At 25.7% G+C, this 19,170-nt stretch carries 8 protein-coding genes; all 8 read right to left on the minus strand.

Translation table 4 applies throughout. From position 1 onward, the window contains the following. Positions 1-14: 14 nt before the first annotated feature. The 8 genes from FOY43_RS01170 to FOY43_RS01205 all read right to left on the minus strand — a co-directional run bounded on the left by FOY43_RS01170 (position 15) and on the right by FOY43_RS01205 (position 19,080). Positions 15-1,382 carry an MSC_0618 family F1-like ATPase beta subunit gene (locus FOY43_RS01170; protein ID WP_146308745.1) on the minus strand — a complete coding sequence of 456 codons (1,368 nt, stop codon included), beginning with the start codon at positions 1,380-1,382 and terminating at the stop codon, positions 15-17. After that, the gene (locus FOY43_RS01175; RefSeq protein WP_146308746.1) at positions 1,363-2,904 is read right to left on the minus strand and encodes an MSC_0619 family F1-like ATPase alpha subunit; all 1,542 of its coding nucleotides are present in this window, start codon (positions 2,902-2,904) and stop codon (positions 1,363-1,365) included. The genes FOY43_RS01170 and FOY43_RS01175 overlap by 20 nt, the downstream gene beginning before the upstream one ends. A gap of 1 nt (position 2,905) precedes the next feature. After that, the gene (locus FOY43_RS01180; protein WP_146308747.1) at positions 2,906-5,101 is read right to left on the minus strand and encodes an MSC_0620 family F1-like ATPase-associated subunit; all 2,196 of its coding nucleotides are present in this window, start codon (positions 5,099-5,101) and stop codon (positions 2,906-2,908) included. Continuing rightward, on the minus strand, positions 5,091-5,567 hold the full coding sequence (locus FOY43_RS01185) for an MSC_0621 family F1-like ATPase epsilon subunit (protein ID WP_146308748.1): 477 nt from the start codon (positions 5,565-5,567) through the stop codon (positions 5,091-5,093). Before FOY43_RS01185 ends, FOY43_RS01180 begins: the two co-directional genes overlap by 11 nt. Before the next feature lies 1 nt (position 5,568). Next, the gene (locus tag FOY43_RS01190) at positions 5,569-6,456 is read right to left on the minus strand and encodes an MSC_0622 family F1-like ATPase gamma subunit (protein WP_146308749.1); all 888 of its coding nucleotides are present in this window, start codon (positions 6,454-6,456) and stop codon (positions 5,569-5,571) included. Continuing rightward, entirely contained in the window at positions 6,456-6,974 is a 519-nt protein-coding gene (locus FOY43_RS01195; protein WP_146308750.1) for an MSC_0623 family F1-like ATPase-associated protein, read from the minus strand. Before FOY43_RS01195 ends, FOY43_RS01190 begins: the two co-directional genes overlap by 1 nt. Next, complete coding sequence (locus FOY43_RS01200; protein WP_146308751.1) at positions 6,967-8,376, minus strand: MSC_0624 family F1-like ATPase-associated membrane protein; 1,410 nt, start codon at positions 8,374-8,376, stop codon at positions 6,967-6,969. Before FOY43_RS01200 ends, FOY43_RS01195 begins: the two co-directional genes overlap by 8 nt. Before the next feature lie 468 nt (positions 8,377-8,844). Beyond that, positions 8,845-19,080 (minus strand): hypothetical protein, encoded by a 10,236-nt coding sequence (locus tag FOY43_RS01205; protein WP_146308752.1) that lies wholly within the window; start codon positions 19,078-19,080, stop codon positions 8,845-8,847. Between the last annotated feature and the right edge of the window lie 90 nt (positions 19,081-19,170).

Consider the following 19,170-nt stretch of genomic DNA (forward strand, 5'->3'; position numbering starts at 1 on the left):
ATAATTTTATTTAATTATTTAGTTTCTAATAAATCATTTACTGTCGAAATATACAAGAATTTCTCAGGCTCAACACCACTAAATTCACCATTAATAATTCTTGTAACTGAATCGATAGTATCTTCTAATTTTACATATACTCCTTTTTCATGAGTAAAGTGTTCGGTCATGAAAAAGTATTGTGAGAAAAAGTTTTGTAATTGAAGTGCTTTTTTAACCGTGACTTTACTTTCATCATCAAGTTCATCTATTCCCAAAATTAAAATAACATCTTCGAGTTCTTTATATCTTTGAAGTATTTTTTTAGTTTCTATAATTGCATCATAATGTTTTTGACCAATTATCATTGGATCAATACTACTTGAACTAGATGCAAGCGGATCAATTGCAGGGAAGATATTTTTGGCAGTTACTTCACGTGAAAGTACTAAGTTTCCGCCAAGGTGCTTAAATATTGCGACTGCAGAAGGTTCAGAAAGATCATCCATAGGTAAAAATACTGTTTGGAATGAAGTGATGTTTCCATTTTGATTTGCGAAAATTCTGTTTTCAACTGAAGAAATTTCAGTATTTAATGTCGATTGATATCCACCAAGAGAAGGTTTTTTATCAAGTGAAGCTGAAATTTCATTACCAGCTTGAAGAAAACGGAAGATGTTGTCGATGAATAACAATACATTTTCTTTTTCATTATCTCTAAGATATTCAGCAGCAGTTATACCAATAGGAACAATACTCATTCTTGAACCTGCTGACTCGTTCATTCTTGATACATAAAGAGTTGAATTCTTCATTAAATTAGATTCTTCTAGGTCATTCTTAAGTTCAATCGCTTCACGTGAACGTTCACCAGAACCAATAAAAATAGAACTGGTTTTTTCTTGATTTTTAGATAAATTAAAGATGATTTCTTTCATTAAAACTGTTTTTCCTACCCCAGCTCCACCAAAGATACCAATTTTTGCACCCTTGATAATTGGAATAAAGAAATCTACAGCTTTAATTCCTGTTTCTAAAATCTCTGGCTCATATTTATAGTTAAGATTTTTAATAATAGTTGAATCCATTTCAACAAAATCAAATTCTTTGATCTCAGGGTGATTTAATGATTTACCACTAAAATCAAATACATGGCCTTTAGCTTTTTGCCCAACTGGAACCATAAATGATTTATTTAGACATTTTACTTTTTGATTTATATAAAATGGAGTTTCATTATAAATAATCATTGCTAAAAGATTGTTTTGATCAAGTATTTTTTTTACCATTAAATAGTTTAGATTATCTTCAGTTAGAATTAAAGTATTAATTTTTGGAAGTTCTTCATTAGAAAAACTAATTTGTACTACATCAGTTCAAATCTTAGTTATTTTCGCTGCCATTGTTAACTCCTAACTTTTGAATAATATTATTTAAAATGTCTTTTTTAATTGGTATGAATTCATTTTGAACTTTAATGTTTCAATTTAGTTCTAACTTATTGCTTAATTGTTTAAGTGCACTTTTGAAAAATTCAGAAACACGCGGATCAATATTTTTGGTATTTTTAGTACTTTCAAATATTTTTCTAGCATTTTCATCTACTTTGATTAATTCTTGACAGAATCTTAAGGCTAATTGTACATCTTTAACGTCTGTTAAACAATTTCAAGAAATTAAATCAGAGTTTAATAATAAATCTTCTTCAGAATAAAGTGAAATACCTTTTTGATTAAACATCTCTTCAATTAAAAGTCCATTTTTAATTAAATTATTTGTTTGCTCATTTAAGTCATATTTAAGTGATGAAAGTTTTGTTTGTCTTCTATATGCTTTATAAATTTTTCCTATTTTTGAAGCTACTTTAGCGATTTCTTTACTTTGAACCATACCACCAATACGTGAAACTGACAAGTCTATATCTACTGCTGGATATTTTCCTGAAGCAAATATTTCACTATTAGTTACTATTTGTCCATCAGTTATACTAATTATATTTGAAGAAATCAATGAAGTGATGTCGTTATCAACAGTTTGTAGAATTGGAAGTGCTGTAATACTTTTTCTATTTGTAAAATTACCACTTCTTTCAAGTAAACGTGAATGAGCATAAAACATATCTCCAGGGAATGCTTCTTTACCAACAGGTTTGTTTGTCAATAAAGCTATTTCACGATAAATATTTGCATGAGTAGTTAGATCATCAAAAATAATTAATACATCATCTTCATAACTTAAGTTCTCAGCATGCGCCATAGCAACATAAGGAAGTAAATATTGATCATAAGGACGATCAGAATCAGCCTTAATTATTATAGTTTGTTCTAAAGCATCGTTTTGTTCAAGTAATTTATATACTGTCGAAAGTTGTGAGTGTTGGGTGCCTATTGCTGCATAAATACATTTAACATTTTTATTTTTTTGGTTAATAATAGTGTTTAATGCAATAAAAGTTTTTCCTGTTTTACGATCACCTATGATTAACTCACGTTGTCCTTTACCAATTGGAACAAGTAAATCAACTGAAATATAACCAGTATTAAGCTGTTGATTTAATGATTTGTAACTCATCAAGTCATTTGGTTTATTAAAGATATTTGATTGATGCTCCATGAATTCAACAGTTTCTTTAGTTGTTGCTGGATAAACAATATTATTTTCAATGTCAATTATTTTTCCAAAGAATTTTTTTGAAGTTTTTACTAAATTACTTTCATCACTCAAAATAAACTCATCTTCAATTTTAAGTTCTGACGGTTCAACATTAACAATACAAAATGCTTTATTTTCAGAAGCTGAAATAACTAACGCTTTAACACTTTTATCTTTTTCTAGTGTTAGACGTTCATTTTGAGTGAAATTGTGATCACCATTTAACTCTATAATATAGTCAAAAATTGCTTTAATTTGAATTTTATTAGCCATATTATAATCCTCCATTTCCTATTAAAATCAATATGATTGATGTTACTATCATTAGCGCGCTAACTAGTCAAGATAGCATTAAACTAGCTTTAATCTTTGAACTTGATTTTTTGTTTGTTCTATTTTTAAATATTTGAAGTGCTGAAGTAATTGTTGTAAGTAAAACTCCAACTCCAAGAATTACATAACCTAAAACTCTGATTAAAATTAAGTCAGATTTAGGTTGCTTTACAGGATTAATATCTAAATTTCTGAATGCTTCAGTAAATCTTTCAAGTATATTTTCACTTGTACTTAAATCTTCTGTTGTTAATTTTTTAGTTATAGAAGTTACTGTGGCAAGATTTCTGAATTGATTTTGAACTCTTTTGACTTGTGAAAGATATTCTTCATATTCATCGATAATTTCTGCTGGATTAGAAATATTAATAACTCCAAAAAGATAGTTAATATCTTTATTTAAGGCACGAATAACTTTTTCTATTTTTTCTTTATCTAAAGTTTTTTGTGAATTATTCTTATCATTTTTAATGATAATTAAGTCAATATTATGAAGAATAACTTCTTTGTTAGTATTTATAAATGACACATATTCATTGAATAATTCTTGATATGCTCTTGAGAGATAATTTCAGAAATTTATTTTATTGATGTAAGAGTTAAAATGTGAACTGAGTAATAAATATTTAATATCGTGTCTGAAATCACTATTTTTATCTTTACCAAATTTTTCATAAAGCGCATCCGAACTTAAATCTTTATATTTAATTAAATAATCACTAATAATAGAATTAACTTCTTTAGTAAATTTAGTGTCACTATAAATTCTAATTGATTCAAAAATCATATTAAATACTGTGTTAGATAAAATTTTTGTGTTACCTAATTTTTTAAGATCTATCTTTTTATTTAAACCAAGACTTTCGTAAAATTTTAGATAAATTTCATTAACTGTATCAATTTTTATTTGTTCCAAAATAGTTTTTTTCTTAGTTAGTTCTTTTTTTACTTCAGAATTTTCGTAAATTATTTCTTTGTTATTTACTAAATCTTTAATTCTAACATCAGCATAAAGTCTTTCATTAACATTTTTTAGTTTAATAACTTTATATTCATATCTAGTATTAATTGGGTTATTAAAGTAAAAGAACTTATTTAAATCATCAACGTTTTCTGAAAATTTAGTTGCTGAATCAGTTAAATTAATCGAGTCATAATATTCATAATTTACATAAGGGTTGAATCTACCAACATTTTCTTGACCAATTTTAGCATCATAAGGATCAACATTAGTTTCAACATCAGTTACACTAGGTGGAACAATATCAGGAATAACTGGTAAAATAGGTTCTTCTTCTGGTTGTTCTTCATCACTAATGTCTTCTTTTTCAATTTCTTTATTTTTCCTTAAGTCATATGCAGTAAATCTAGGTTTTATTTTTCTAATAATATAGTCATCTCAATCTTGGTAATTTTTAGGTACAGTTAATTCCAAAATATTTGTTTCGGGGTTTTTATCTATACTTACTGTTCCATCTTTATCAATAACACTTTGAAGATCTAGCTTAGGAAAATCTTCTTTATTAGCAAAATATCTATCAAAGTCAGCTTCAAGTTCGCTAAAATATTTATCGTTTTTACTATTAATATCTTCAAGTTTATTAGAGTTAACAATATTTCTTATACTAATTTCTCTATTTATTTCTGGATCATCAATTAAATATTCATAATTAAATTCATTACTATCAGCAATTTTAACCTCAGGGTATGATTCACCATTAAAGTCAATATTTGCTTCACTAAGGACTTTATTTTCAGAAATAATTCTAGGATAAACAATAACAATACCTTTAGAAAGATAATTACTCAAAATATCATCTTTATTTTTGCTTAAGAAATTACTTAAGTATTGCATATATAAACTCTCGATGATTTTTTGAGCAAAGTTTTCTCCATTATTGTCTATTTCTGATAATAAATTACGAGATCTAACTTTGTATTCCTCAATTTTTTTATCAATTACTGAATTAAGAAAATCATTAATTCTCTTTTTTGTTATATCCTTAAATTTATCAAAATCTGGGCTGACTGTTCCACCATTATTAGAACTATTATTTTCTGAAGTTGCTGATAAAGTGATTAATGGAAGGGCAGAAGTTGAAATAGTAAGCAATAGTCACGATAATCTATTTTTCATTATTCTCCCTTTCATAAACTAGTTTAAGTTGAAAATCAAATAAAGCTTTATATAAGTACAATTCATCCTTAAATGTTTTTATTTTCTCAAATGTGTTTGTAGATATATTAAGCGATTTTAATGATTCAAAATATTTTATTTTATTATTTAATTCACTTATTTTTTCTTTGTATGAGAGCATTAATTTTTTCTCAATGTATTTATCAAAAATATATTGAGAAAACTTACCATAATAGTGAACCAAAATGTTTTCATTAATATTTTCAATAAAAACATTATTTAATATGAAATAATAAGTTTCTTTATTATTTGTTTTTATTTTAAGAAATGTTTTTTTATAGCTTGCTACAGAGGGAGAAGAAATTTTAATTCAATTATCGTCTAATTGAGTACAAGAGTAAATTTCATCAGAATCAAAAGAAATTTGATTATTGTTTTGTGAAATAAATATTATCTTTTTATCCATATTACTCCTTGTTAGCGTGCAACATATCTTTTTTATTACTCAATAAAGAAAGTTGCTCAACTTCAATTTCTCTTTTTTCGTTCAATAACTTAATTTTTGTTTTTCTTCTTTTCTCTTCTAGATCATTTAATGTTTTATTTTGAATAACTAAATTATATTTCTCATAAATTAAAGATGATTCGGTTAAAAGTGAAAGAGTTACATAAGTTAAATAGTTATGGATCTCATTATCAATAAAACTAGTTGTATTTGGGTAAATTTTCACTTTTGATAAATGCTCAAGATTATGTTTTACGCCTTTATTTTGTTCAAAATTAAAATTATTTTCTTCAATTGGTAATACTGTTATATAGCTATCTAAAATTTTTGAAGAGTTAATAATAAATTTTAAGTTATGAAATCCATTGATTTCAAGATAATTTTCAATATACTGAGGCAAAATGTTCGAGAGAATTTCAACCTCATTAATTTCTCTTTGAAAAATTATTTTGTAATTATTTGTTTTAGCAAAATCAACTGCTCTTTTACCTATAACTATAATAACATCAGAACCAATATTAAAATTCTTCTTAAGCGAATTTTCATGTTTTTTGTATGAATCAGTGTCAAATTTTTCAATTTCACTTATGTACACTCAAATTGTTGAAAAATGGTTTTTTGTTTTACTAAAATTTGCTAATGATGAAGATTTTAATAATTCATGTGTTACATTATATTTCTTTTGAATTTTATTAATTAATTCTTTACTATAACGAGAACGTTCAAAATAATTATTAATTAATTTTGACAGCTTAAGAATATTAATTAATGTTACGTTTTTATTTGACTCAACTATTTTATAAATTTGATTAAGGTTATTTAATTTAGTTTCAATTTTTTTAAGATTCATTATAGAACTTCTCTACCAAATAAACATTTAAGATTTTTAGTTGATTGATCAAGAAAAACAATTATATTCGGAAAAACTTCAACAATTTTATTTTCATCAAAAATAACATTATTAATGTGTAAATTAATGTTAGTGAAGATATCAGTGAATTTATCATTTGTTGAATTTAAGTTTAAGCTTAATGAATTAGAATCCTCAGATTCTATTAAACTAGGAACTAGTTTTTTACTATCATATCTAGGGTTTCTTATTCAGTTAATTACAAATTTATCAAAAACTAATTGATGATGTTTTTCGATATTTTCATCAATTTTGGTTTTTATAAAGTTGAGGAATTGACTTACGGTTTCTCTTTCATAAAAAAGCAACGAAGAGTTAAGTAACATCTCAAAAGATATAAAGTCTTCACTATTTTTCAATCTATAGTAATCTCTAAATTCTTCTGGATATTCAGCAATATCATTGATTTCTTTTTTTGATAAATCAGTTTTATTAAATAACTTAAAAAATTTACTCATAACTAATTCCTTTCTTCTTAAATTTTAATAATCTTATAATTAATACTAATCAGTTAATAATTTGATATGTTGAAAAAATTAACGAAACTCCAGCTACACACATTAATAAATAATCAGGAATAGTATAAGGAGAAGGTATAAATGAAATTGATGTATTTTGGTGGTTAACTAATAAAATATCAACTGAAGATACCAATAGTGAACCTGAAAGTAAAATACTTGAAACAATAACGAAAATTGAATGTCTATAATTTAATTTCTTTCTCATAAATATTCAGTTAGTAATGTTTATAAAACACAATATCGAACCAATAACTAGTGAAGTGATTGCTGAGAAACGTTCTTTTTCATAAATTCTAAAAATTATTGTTGAACCAACAAAAATTAGAATGGTCAAATACATGATAAATGTAAAAAGACTCTTATTTTGACGATAAGAATTAACTTTTCAAAATAATATTGAGTTTGTTAATAGTCAAATTAGTAAAATAACAGCAAAAACTATATATGTTCAGTGTCTAGTACTATCTATATTAATAAATCCAGTACTTACTTTCTGACTAATTAACATGTAAATAAGATAGATAATGTTTGAAACAAATAAACCTAAGAAACAAATAACTACATTGAAGAAAGTTTGAGAAACTATTTTTCTTTCTTTATTTAAGTAATAATAATATAATCAATTTCCGCTAACTAAGATTAAACAAGTAAAAATTAATATAAAGAAAAGTAATGCAGATTTAATTGATTGGACAAAAAATAAATTATTTATTTTTTCTACAAAAGTATTATTTATGAATAATTGATTCATATTAGCATTCGAATTGACACCGTTAACAAATGAAATTACTAGTGCTAATCCAATAATGTAACCAATAATTTTAGTAATTGTTGAATAAATGAAATACATAAAAATTTTTGCACTAAAATATGAAATTACACTTTTAGTTATAAATTGAACTACATCATAAATGATATTGATCAAAATTAAACCAAGAAAATAATAAGTAGAATAGGTAATATCACTTATTTTATCATTAGGAAAATAATTAATAAAAACAAATAAGCCAACACTTGCATAAGCTATATAAATTAAATACCAAGGTATGTAATATTCAAGTTTTAACTCATGGCGATACATTTTTACTATCGAGTAAACTAAAGAAGCAAATATTGTAATTAAAAATGCTGCAAAAGTATAACCAAGAACAAAACTCGAACCAAAAATGGTTATATCCGATTTATCAAAAAGAAAATTAAGATACTTATTAACTGTTCCATTTAATGTAAAAAAATTCTTGAAATTTCTTAGCACTTCTTCGCATAATATTACAATTAATACAAGAGAAATAACTAAAAAGACGCTTCTTAAGTTAATTTTAAGTTTTCTAATATTCATAGACCTCCATAAACTGCTTATTTATAGATAAAAAAGTTAATTCAATATCGTAAAAATAAAACAAAATTTAATATATTTTAAATATATATGTTTTTTCAAAAAAAAAAAAAAAAAAAAAAAAATTTTATTAGGTGAGGAAATTTTTTATTTTAAAATTAATTTTAAAATTATTTTTTTTTTTTAAATATAAAAAAAAAAAATTTTTTAATTTTAAAAATTTTTTAATTTTTTTAATTAAAAATTAAATATAAATCAAAAAACTGCTTATTTAAATAAAAAAAATTTAATTAAAATAGCTAAAAATAAAAAAAAATTTAATATATTTTAAATATATATTTTTTTTAAAAAAAAAAAAAAAAAAAAACAAGATTTTCTTCGGTGCGGAAATGTTTTATTTTAACCTTACTTTTATAAGTATTTTTTGTTTTTCAATATAAAAAAGCAAACTTTTTTAAGTTTGCCTCTTTGTTAATGTTTTTTAATGAAATCATATATTAAACCAAGGTTAGTTGGGTGCATCATACTATAAGTTATTGATAAATTATTTACTCTTCTTGAGATAGGGTCGCTTATTGTTGTATAGTTATTCTTGTAAATTTTTTCAAATAAGTTATAGTAATCATTTTTAAAGTTTACAAATTCTATATCGCTAATTTGATTATTTTGATATTTAGTTAATCTGTCAGAATAAATATATCATAAGTACTCTATGTCAGATCACGCTTTAGAGAAAATACCAAACATACCATCGATATTAAAAATTGCATTTATGTTGTGCATTCTTTCTCTTTCAACATTTCATCAAGCGGTTCCACCTCATCAGTCACGACGTGAGAAGTTTAATATACCATCAGTAGTGTTGTAATTTGAAACACTTTCGACAGATTGTACGTCATAGTTAAATCTTTCTTTAGTAATTCCATAACGAGTCATAGCATCATTTGTTCAAATATTAATAACGGAGTCATTAGGATTTGATGGAGAAATTCTATAGTATGTGAAAATATATCTTCTTAGCATTTGATACTCAGATGAATACAAATTCTGTGGTTGTTTGTATGTTGTTGATCCAAAACTATCTCAATTTTCAAGAAAAGTTTTAATACTTTTTAGCATCTCATTCAACATAAATGATTCAACAAAACCATATTCGTTGCTATTACGTTTATTAAATAAGTTTGTTATAAAATTTTGTGCATTAGTCATACCACCTGTTGCAAAATTTCTTGTTGCTTGTAAATATTTATCATATGTTGGTGAAACACCAAAGTAACCATCATTTCAGTTACGATATTTTTCAACTCATTCAATAGCTTTATTTTTGTATCATTCACTATCACGATATGATTGCGAAGATGCATCCAGAGCTACTTTACGTTTATTCATTTCACTAGTATTTAATTTATACAATTCAATGATTTTTTGCATTTCGTTAGCATAATTGGTCAATATTGTTTTATCGTTTCCTGTGTAAGTATAAGTTATTGTCTTTTTGAGTTCAATAGCTTGTTTATCAATTAAACCACTTGAAGAATTTAGATAAATATTATTTTTTATCTTTTCATCTAATTCTTTTTTAGTTAAAGTGAATGTGTGTTTTGCTCCATTTCTATTTCAGTTATCCGCATAAATTTTTTCAATTTTCGCGTTAAGTTCTGAATAATATGTATTTATTTTATTTAATAAGTCAACATATTCTTGATAAGAAGGTTTATTATCTTGAGTAATTCTATTAGTTAAGTTATTCAAAAGATTTTGAGGATTAAGAGTATTGTATTCTTTAACTAAAGCATCTCTTTGAGCTATTGCTGTTGCATCTAAGACTATACCTCTGTCAGAAGCACGTGGTGAAGTTGTAACTTTAGAAAATTCAGTAATTTTTGCTAACGTTTGTTGTCAATCACCACTTATTTTACTTTGAATTTGTGTACCAATTGGTTCTATAATATTTCTAAATGTTCCTTCAGCAACACTTAAAGCTGTGGTAGCTTTATCGAGTTGGTTTCTTTCCTTACCTTCAGCCATAAACGCATCTTCAAAAACTTTAGCTGGATTTGTAACTGCTTCATCATATTTCGCTTGCAATTCTGGGTAGCCATTCAATGCATTTCTAAATGCATCTGATTTTTGTTTTGCAGGTAAATATTTAGCATATGCTTGGTCAATTCCAGCAGATTTATTCTTAAGTGCAGGAATATAACCTGTTAAATAGGTTATATTATTTTGAACTTCTGCTTCTGAATTGTAATTCTTTCTTGTTTCAAGTCTATCAGTAGCTTCAGCAATTCAATATTTATAAATTACATTACCATTAGGAACAGCTTTCATTCTTTCAATTTCTGTTTCAAGTTCTTTGAGAAGTTGGTTAAGTTGTTGTGATTTCGACAATAAAGCATTATATTTAGGAATTAAAGCGTCATAAAGTACTTTTGTATCGGTGTAGTATTGAGCAATTTGTTTGTAATCAATAACATTGATTTTTAAAGTACTTTCATTTACTTTAGTTTGTAAATTAGTATATGTAGGGTTTAATGAAGCACTTAAATCTTTAGATTCTTCAAGTAATCTAGATGCATTAGAATTTAATGTTCTAAGATTATTTCTAAATCCTTCAACACTTTCATTAAAGACAGTTTCTAAACTCTTTTTAGCTTCAATTAATTCTTGTGTATTTCAAGAGTTTGTATTAGCTTCAACTCTACTTATTTCATTTTCTAACTTAGTTTTTAAGGTATTGAATTGGTTACCTTCAGGAATTAAGCTTAGTAAATCTTTAGCTTTAGTTAATTGTTCATTTAATGTAACTACAGCAGCATCTCTGGTTGCTTTATTAACTTTTAATTTATCTAATTCTTCTTTAATGCTTTGTGCTTTTGAATAAATATCATTTGCATCATTACTTGAAACATTTTTATAACCACTTATCGCAGCTTCAAAATCTGATTTAAGTGAGTTACCATTACCATACTCAGCAGGTTTATTTGTATCTAAATTTTTAGTAATTCAAGTTTCAGATTCACTTATAGCAGCGCTGTGAATTTCAAGTGCTTTAGTGATTTTATCTTGTTTAGCTTTATTTAATGCACTTTCAAGTTCAGTATATCTTGAATCTAATTGAGCCTTTGTTTGTGAGTCAATATTTAATTTAGCTTTGTCAATAGCTTGAACTAAAGCAACTTTTACAGTTGAATATTGACTAGCACCTACACCATCAGTTGTATTGTTTGAATATTCTGTGGCAGTATTAATCAATTCTTGCAATTTAGCTTTTGATAACTCTTTATCACGATTTTCTTTATCTGCTTTAGCATTTTGAAGTGCACTTACTAATTTAGCTGATTCTTCAATGAGTTGAGATTCAGTTAGTGCATCTTTGTTTTTATTGCTTTCATCTAAAATTGTTTGATATTTATTTTTAATATCGGTGTAACTTGCATTATTAGTTAAATCACTATTAATATAGTTTTTAAGTTCTTTGATTTTGTTTTCTAAATCAGTATATGCACTATTATATGAAGCAAATTTAGTTTGTGCAGTTTTAAGTGCATTTTCTAAAGTGGTTTGAGTTTTACGCAATTGTTCAGCAGTGTAATTATTTTTAGATGCAGCAAACTCAGCTATTTTTATGTATTGTGATAAATTATTATCTATTTCACTTAATCCTTGTCTTCTTAAGACGGTACTATTTGTTGAATCTCTTAAATTAGAATTTTGTCAATTCTTAACATTTTCTATTAATGTATTAAGTTTTGAGAGTTCTTCTTGTCTTTCATGTTCAGCTTGATCAATAGCTTCTTTACGTGCTAGGATATCTTTAATTTTTGCTTTTACTTCTTCAGTTTTTTGATCAAGTTGATCCTTATTAGCGGTTGTTAAATATTGTTCTTGATCTTTTAAGAAAGTAGCTAATTCATTTTTTAGTTCAAGATATTGGTCTTTATTTAATGTTGTATCCGCAACAAAGTTACCTTTAGCAATATTATCTGATAATAAAGTTTTTGAAGCATCACGAGCTGCTTTATCAGCTTTAAATTGTTCAATCGCACCAATTAATGCATTAGTAGTTTGTTCAACTGTTACTGAATCTGAAGATATTGGATTAGTTACTCAGCTATCATACTTAGCCTTTGCAGCATCTTTAGCAGATTGTAGTGCACTTATTACACTAGATAAACCAGAATCTGCATTAGCTTTATCTTTAAGTAATTTGTCAGCTACAGCCAATTGTTTTTCTAAATTAGCTAAACTGTCATATTTTGGTTTATTTGTTTTAGCTCTAGCTAAAAGATTATCAAGTTCAGTAGTTTTAGCATTTAATGTAGGGTTATCAGTGGATTTAGTTAATAATACATTAGCTTGATTTACAGCAGTATTTAATTCATTTTTTAATTGATTATACACTACAGAAGAATCTAATGAATTTACAAACTGATTAACTTCTTGAATTTTAGTTGTAAGAGCATTTTTGGCATTGTCGCGTTCATCTTTTTCAGCTTTAGCTCTTTCGATTTCACTTGTGATTTCGCTTATTGCATTATTTAATGCTCGTTCATTAAGTTTAGCTTTTTCGCCATTATATTTATCAACAACTGCTTGATACTTAGTCTTAATGGCTGAGTAAATTGCATCATTTAAGTCAACGTTAAGATAATTTTGCAATTCGGAAATTTTTGTTTCAAGTCCACTAAGTGCAGTTGAATATGACTCAAATCTGTTTTTAGCAGTTGTAAAATTATCATTCAATGTTTGTAGAGCCTCTTTAAGATTTTCTAGTGTTGAATCTGGGTTATCTTTTACTTTTCTAGCTTCACCAGTAACTTGGGTTACATATTGTTTAATGTCGTTAGCACCTGAATTTTTGATATTCTTAGTTGATCATCCTAACATTTCAGACATTAGTTTCAATATTTGATCTTTAATTACTTTTTTCTCAGCATTTTCTTGGTCACGTTTAACTTTATTAACTTTTGCTTCAGCTAATTTGTCACTAATTTCTGCAGTTAAGTCTTTTAACCCTTGAGTATCTCCATTGGCAATAGTATCAGTTTTTTTATTTATTACCGCTTGTAAATCATTTTTAATATCAGAATATGTAGGATCAACAAGTTCAACATTAATATAATTTTGAGCGTCACTAGCAACTTTTTCTAACGCTTCTTTAGCGACATTAAATTCTTTAACATCAGCAATGAATTGATTAATTTTTTCATTAAGTTCAGTAGTTTTTTGTTGAATATTAGGAATTAATGAACTGCTTAAATTATTTTTGGTTTGTTCTATAAATTCTTTTGCAGTTTGAATAGCTTCTTGTAATTTTCCTGAAATAGCTGAACTAACTGAAGAATATTCCGGTTTAGCTAGAGTATTTTCAGCTTCTTTGATTTTGTTTGAAAGAGAAATTAATGAATCTAAAGCATCTTTTTTATTCTTAGCTTCAGTAAGAGCATCATCTAATTTTTTAGTTTGTTTTTCAAAATCCTGTTTTGAGCCTTCTGAATTTTGCACACCAACCGATTCAGTGATTAAAGAATTTAATGAAGAAGAAATTACTGCGCTTAATTCATTTGATGGCAATGAATCAACATATAATTTAACTTCACTGATTTTGTTTTTAAGATCATTAATTGCACTGTCACGTTCACGTTTTTCATTTCTTAATTGTTCAAGTGCTTGATTTAATTTTATAGTGTCTTCTTTTAATTTGGTTTCATTTTTTGAATCTTTAGAATTAGTGTATTCATCAACAATTGTTTGATATTTTGTTTTTAATTCATTACCAATAGCTTCGTTATCAATATATTTTTTTAATTCAGCAATTGCACTTTCATGCAATTGGTAAGCATTTTGATGAGAGGTTAAGCTATTTTTAGCATCATTGAAAGCAAGATTAAGTTTTAAATACTCATCTTGAAGTTTTTTAAGGTCTAATGATTGATCATTTTTAGCGCTTTGAGCTGCTGTTAATGCAGTTTCTAAGGCATTGTTAATGTCTTGATATCCTTGTTTTTTAAGTTCTCCATTAGCACCATTTTTTAAATTAGTTGACTGTCATTGTTTGATTTCTCTTGTCAATAATTCAATTTGTTCTCTAGTTTGTTCTTCATTTTGATTTTGTTGATCAATCATGGTTTTTTGATTTTGAAGTTTAGTAAATTCTCCATTTAGTTCTGAAACTGATTGATCAAGTTCTTCTTTAGTTTGACTTTGTAAATAAGGAGTATATTTAGATATTAATTCTTCTGCTTTAGTTGCTAATTCACTATATTCAGGATTTGTTGATAGGGTATTATCTTTGTATTCTTTAACTTTGTTAATTAAATTAGATAATTGAGTTTTTGAATTTTCGCGATCTGATTTATTAGAATTAAATTTGTTTAATGCATTATCTAAAATATTTTCTTCAACAGCAACATCACTAACAATATTAGAGTCAATATTATTTAGTCAATTATCAAATTTCGCTTTTGAAGCATCATATTGACTTTGTAAAGCACTAACTACAGAGTTTAAACCTGGATCAGAATTTTTGTTTTCATCTAAAATAGTTTTAACTTTATCAAGCTTGTCAGTTAATCTATTTAACTCATTTGCAACCTTAAGATTTTGAACTACTTTAGCAATTTCATCATTAATTTCTTTAGCTGTTGCTTTTAATTCTTCATCAGTAGTTGATGATGATAATTGAGTTTGTGCCTTATTTTTAAGTTCATTTATTTTTTCAACTAATTTGTTATTTACTACATTAGAAGTTAGATCTTTAGTTACATTATTAGCACTATCGATGCTTTTTTGCAGTTCGCTTCTAGCACTATCGCGTGAAGTTTTATCACTTTTGGCATCACTAAGAGCTTTATTTAAATCATCAAACAATGTTTTAAGTTCGCTTGTTTTTTTAGAATCTAAAGAAGTTGTGGCATTAGTTACAATAGTATCATATTTAGTTTTCAAGTTTGAATAGATATTTTCACTTAAATTATTGTTAATATAGTTTTGCAATTCTGTGATTTTGTCACTAACTTTTTGATAGTTAGTTGAGTATTCTTTTTCAGAACTAATAATTTCATTAAATTTTGTATTCAAGTCTCTATTTGCTTGTTTCAACTGATCTAAGGTAGAATTTGTATCATCTTTAATTTGATTTGCAACACTCTGAGCAGTATTGAACTGGCTTAAAATGTCACTTGCTCCAGGTTTATCTAATTTATTAACTTTTCAATCATTCATTTTTTGAATGGTCTTAGTAATTTCGTCGATTGCAGCTTGTTTATCAGTAGCGTTTTGATCAATATTATTTTTGGCTAATATAGTTTCTTGAATTTTCTTTTCAAGCTCAGCTAAGGCATTATCCAAAACGCCTTTATTACCACTAGTTAAAACATCTGTAGAAGTAGTTATTGATTCATTAAGAGAATTCTTGATTTCAGTATATTCAGGTTTAGTTAATGTTTCCAATAGCGTGTTAGCTTCATTAATTTTATTTTGAAGCTCAGCTTTTGCTTCTTCTCTTGCTGCTTTATCGGAATTAAATTTATTTAGTGCATTATTTAATTTGTTAATTTCTGTATTAACTTGAATTTGAGTTGTTGAATCAATATTTTCTTTTCAGCCATTTAAATTAGTTACAGCATTTTCCTTTGCTGTTTTTAGTTCATCTATAACGCTCTTAAGTCCAGCATCAGCAGATTGGTTTTCATCAATTACTTGTTGAATTTCTTTAATTTTGTTCTCCAAATTAATTAATGAATCAACAATATATTTATTAGTTTTAAGTTTGGTTAATTCATTATTAATTTGTTCTCTTAAACTATCTAATTCTTGATCACTTGTAGCTCTAGAAATTGCTTCATTAGCCTTAGTAATCAATTCTTCTAGATGGCTGACAAAATCAGAATTTAATGGATTAGTTTTGTCAATTGTAGCAATAAACTCATTAGCATCATTCACCGCTTTTTCTAAATTATTTTTAGCTAAATCACGAGAAGCTTTTTCTTCTTTAAGATTTTCGATATCATTTATTACATCGGTAATAGTTTGCTTAATTTGTTCAAGATTTTTATTATCTTTTTCTCCGTTGTAAGAGTCTAATTTTGCTTGATATTTATCTTTAATATCTTTGTATAAAGGGTCATTTAATTCTTTTGTTATTAAATCATTTAATTCCTCAAGTTTAGTTTGTAAATTAGAAAATGCAGTTTTATGATCATTTAATTTATTTTGTACTTCTTGAAATTTTGTATTCAATTCTGAATATGATTCTTTAAGTGTTTGTGAAGTACTGTTTGGATTACTTAAGTCTTCTTTTCCTTTAGAAATTAATCCAGTAGTTTCACTATCAATATCACTATATCCATTTTTAATTAATAAATTATTAGAATCCTTAAGATTATCTTTTTGTCATTTTTCAATATCTGCAACTAAATTCTCCAATTCATTTTTAGCTTGATTTTTACTTTGAATTTCTTGATCAACTTTTATTTTATTTGAGTAAGCATCAGCTAAAACTTCATTTAAGTCATTAATTGCTTGCTCTATTTTGCTTTTATTACCATTAACTGACACATCTGCAGCATTTTTGATTGCTTCATTAAGAGTGTTTTTAATATCATTATAAATTTCTTCACGTAAATCATTATTTACAAAATTCTCAGCAGTATTGATTAAATCTGTGAGTTGTTTCTTAAATTGATCTCTTTGTGATTTTTCATTTTCAAAAGTATTTATTGCTTCTGATAATTTTTCACACTCTTGTTTAGCTTTTTCTGCTTGTGATATATCTTGTGCAGACTTAAGCTCGTTATATTTATTTAATGCTTCATCTCTTGCACTGATTAATTTGTCAAGAATTTCTTTTTCACCTTTATCGTTATTTTTATTTTGATCAATTAAATTTGTGGCTTGATTTATTTTTTGATCAAGTTCATCAAGAGTTTCAGCAATTAATTTATCATTTTTAGCTTTTTCAACTGCATTGATAATTTCTTTTCTTTTATCTTTTAATTCTTGATTTGAAAAATCATCAATAGAATCTTTTGTTTTATTAATTAAATCTTGAAGTTCATTTTTTATATCTTGGTATTTATTTTCATCAAAATTATTATCAACAAATTCTTGAGCTTTATCAAGTTCTTGCTCTAAATCTTTGACTAATTGTTCACGCTCTTTTTCTTGATTTTTCGAATCATTAAATGATTTATTCAATTCATCTAATTTATCTTTCAATGAATTTAAATCATCTGAATCGTTAGGGGTGTTGTTCTTAATCGCTTCTTCCAATTTATTCTTAATTTCTTCTTCACCCTTAGTGTTAAGATTTGAATTTATAAAATCATTAACATCTTTTATTAAATTATCAATTTCATCCTTGGCTTGATCAATTTTAATGGCATCCATTTTTTCTTTATCAGCTTTAGCTTTATCAAGTGCTTCTTGAAGGCTTTGAATTTCACCTTTGATTTGTTCTATAGTTAAAGAATCCTTGTCTGTACCAGCAACGATTTCTGCTTGATTAATTACTTTGTTTAATTGATCTTTAATTTCATGGTAATCTCAATCACTTAATTCATTTTTAGAATAATCTTTTGAAGTATTGATTAAATTTTTTAATTCTTGAATAACTTTGTATTTTTCTAAATCTTCACTGTCCTTAAGATTTGTTAAATCATCAATCATTTGATTTGACTTATCAATATAATTTTTGGTTGCTTCTTCAATTTTTTGAGTGTTTTGAGATTCAGGATTATTGAAACTAGATTCATTTTTAGCATCTTCATATAGTTTATCTCATGCTTGTTTTAATACTTCATCAAGTGGTTCGATAGTATTATTATCGATTAAATCATTAAGTTTTTTATTTAAATCTATATTTGTTTTTTCTAAGGTTTCTAAAGCAACATTTTTGTAAATGTCATCAATTATATTTTCAACTTTTTTAATATCTTCTAAAGTGACTTCATCTCTGCTAGGTAATGATTCAATGTTTTTGTCAATTTCATCTCATTTATCTTTGTATTTATTTAATAAGTCTTCATATTCTGGTTTAACTGGATTGCCAAAACTAGCTAAAAATTCATCTTTAGCTTTTTTTGCTTCTTCAAGGTCAATTAATGATTTATCATATTTAATCTTGTCTAATTCTTTAAGTGCATCTTCTAATTCTTTTTTAATTTCCTGAATTTGTTCCTTACTTAAAAGTTCACTTTTAGAGTGCTTATTTTTTGAATTTTCAAGTTTTTCATTAAGCTTGTCTAACTTCTCTTTTAGAGAATCATATTTAGGATCATCACCTAATGAATTTTTATATTCATCAAGAACATTTTTTGTCTCATCATATTTTCCTAAAAGATTTTTGTCAAACTCTTTTTTCTTGTTAATTAAATCTTGAATAGTTTGATTGGCTTCATCTTTTAATGAATTTAAGTCGCCTTCAGTGATATTAGGATCTTGAAGTGCTTGATCTATTTTATCTTTTAAGTTTTCAAGAATTTTAATTTCTTCTTTATTGTCTTCAGGATCTAAAGAGTTAATTAAATCATCAATATCATTTTTAGCATTTGTTAGATCATCCTTAAGCTGATCTTTAGGATCTTTTTCAGAATCACTAGAACCTGTATGAAGTGTAGTGACGGTAGCTGCCCCCCCCACTGCTAATAACCCAGCAGTAGTTAAACCAGCAATAATCAAATTCTTTTTCTTTTTTTCTGACATAAATTCTCCTTAAAATTTAAGTGATTTAATATAGAATATTAAATAAATAATTTTTATTATTAATAAATTTTAAATAATTACATGAATAAG

This window comes from Mycoplasma anserisalpingitidis, assembly GCF_007858495.1.
Lineage (GTDB): Bacteria > Bacillota_I > Bacilli_A > Mycoplasmatales > Metamycoplasmataceae > Mycoplasmopsis > Mycoplasmopsis anserisalpingitidis_A.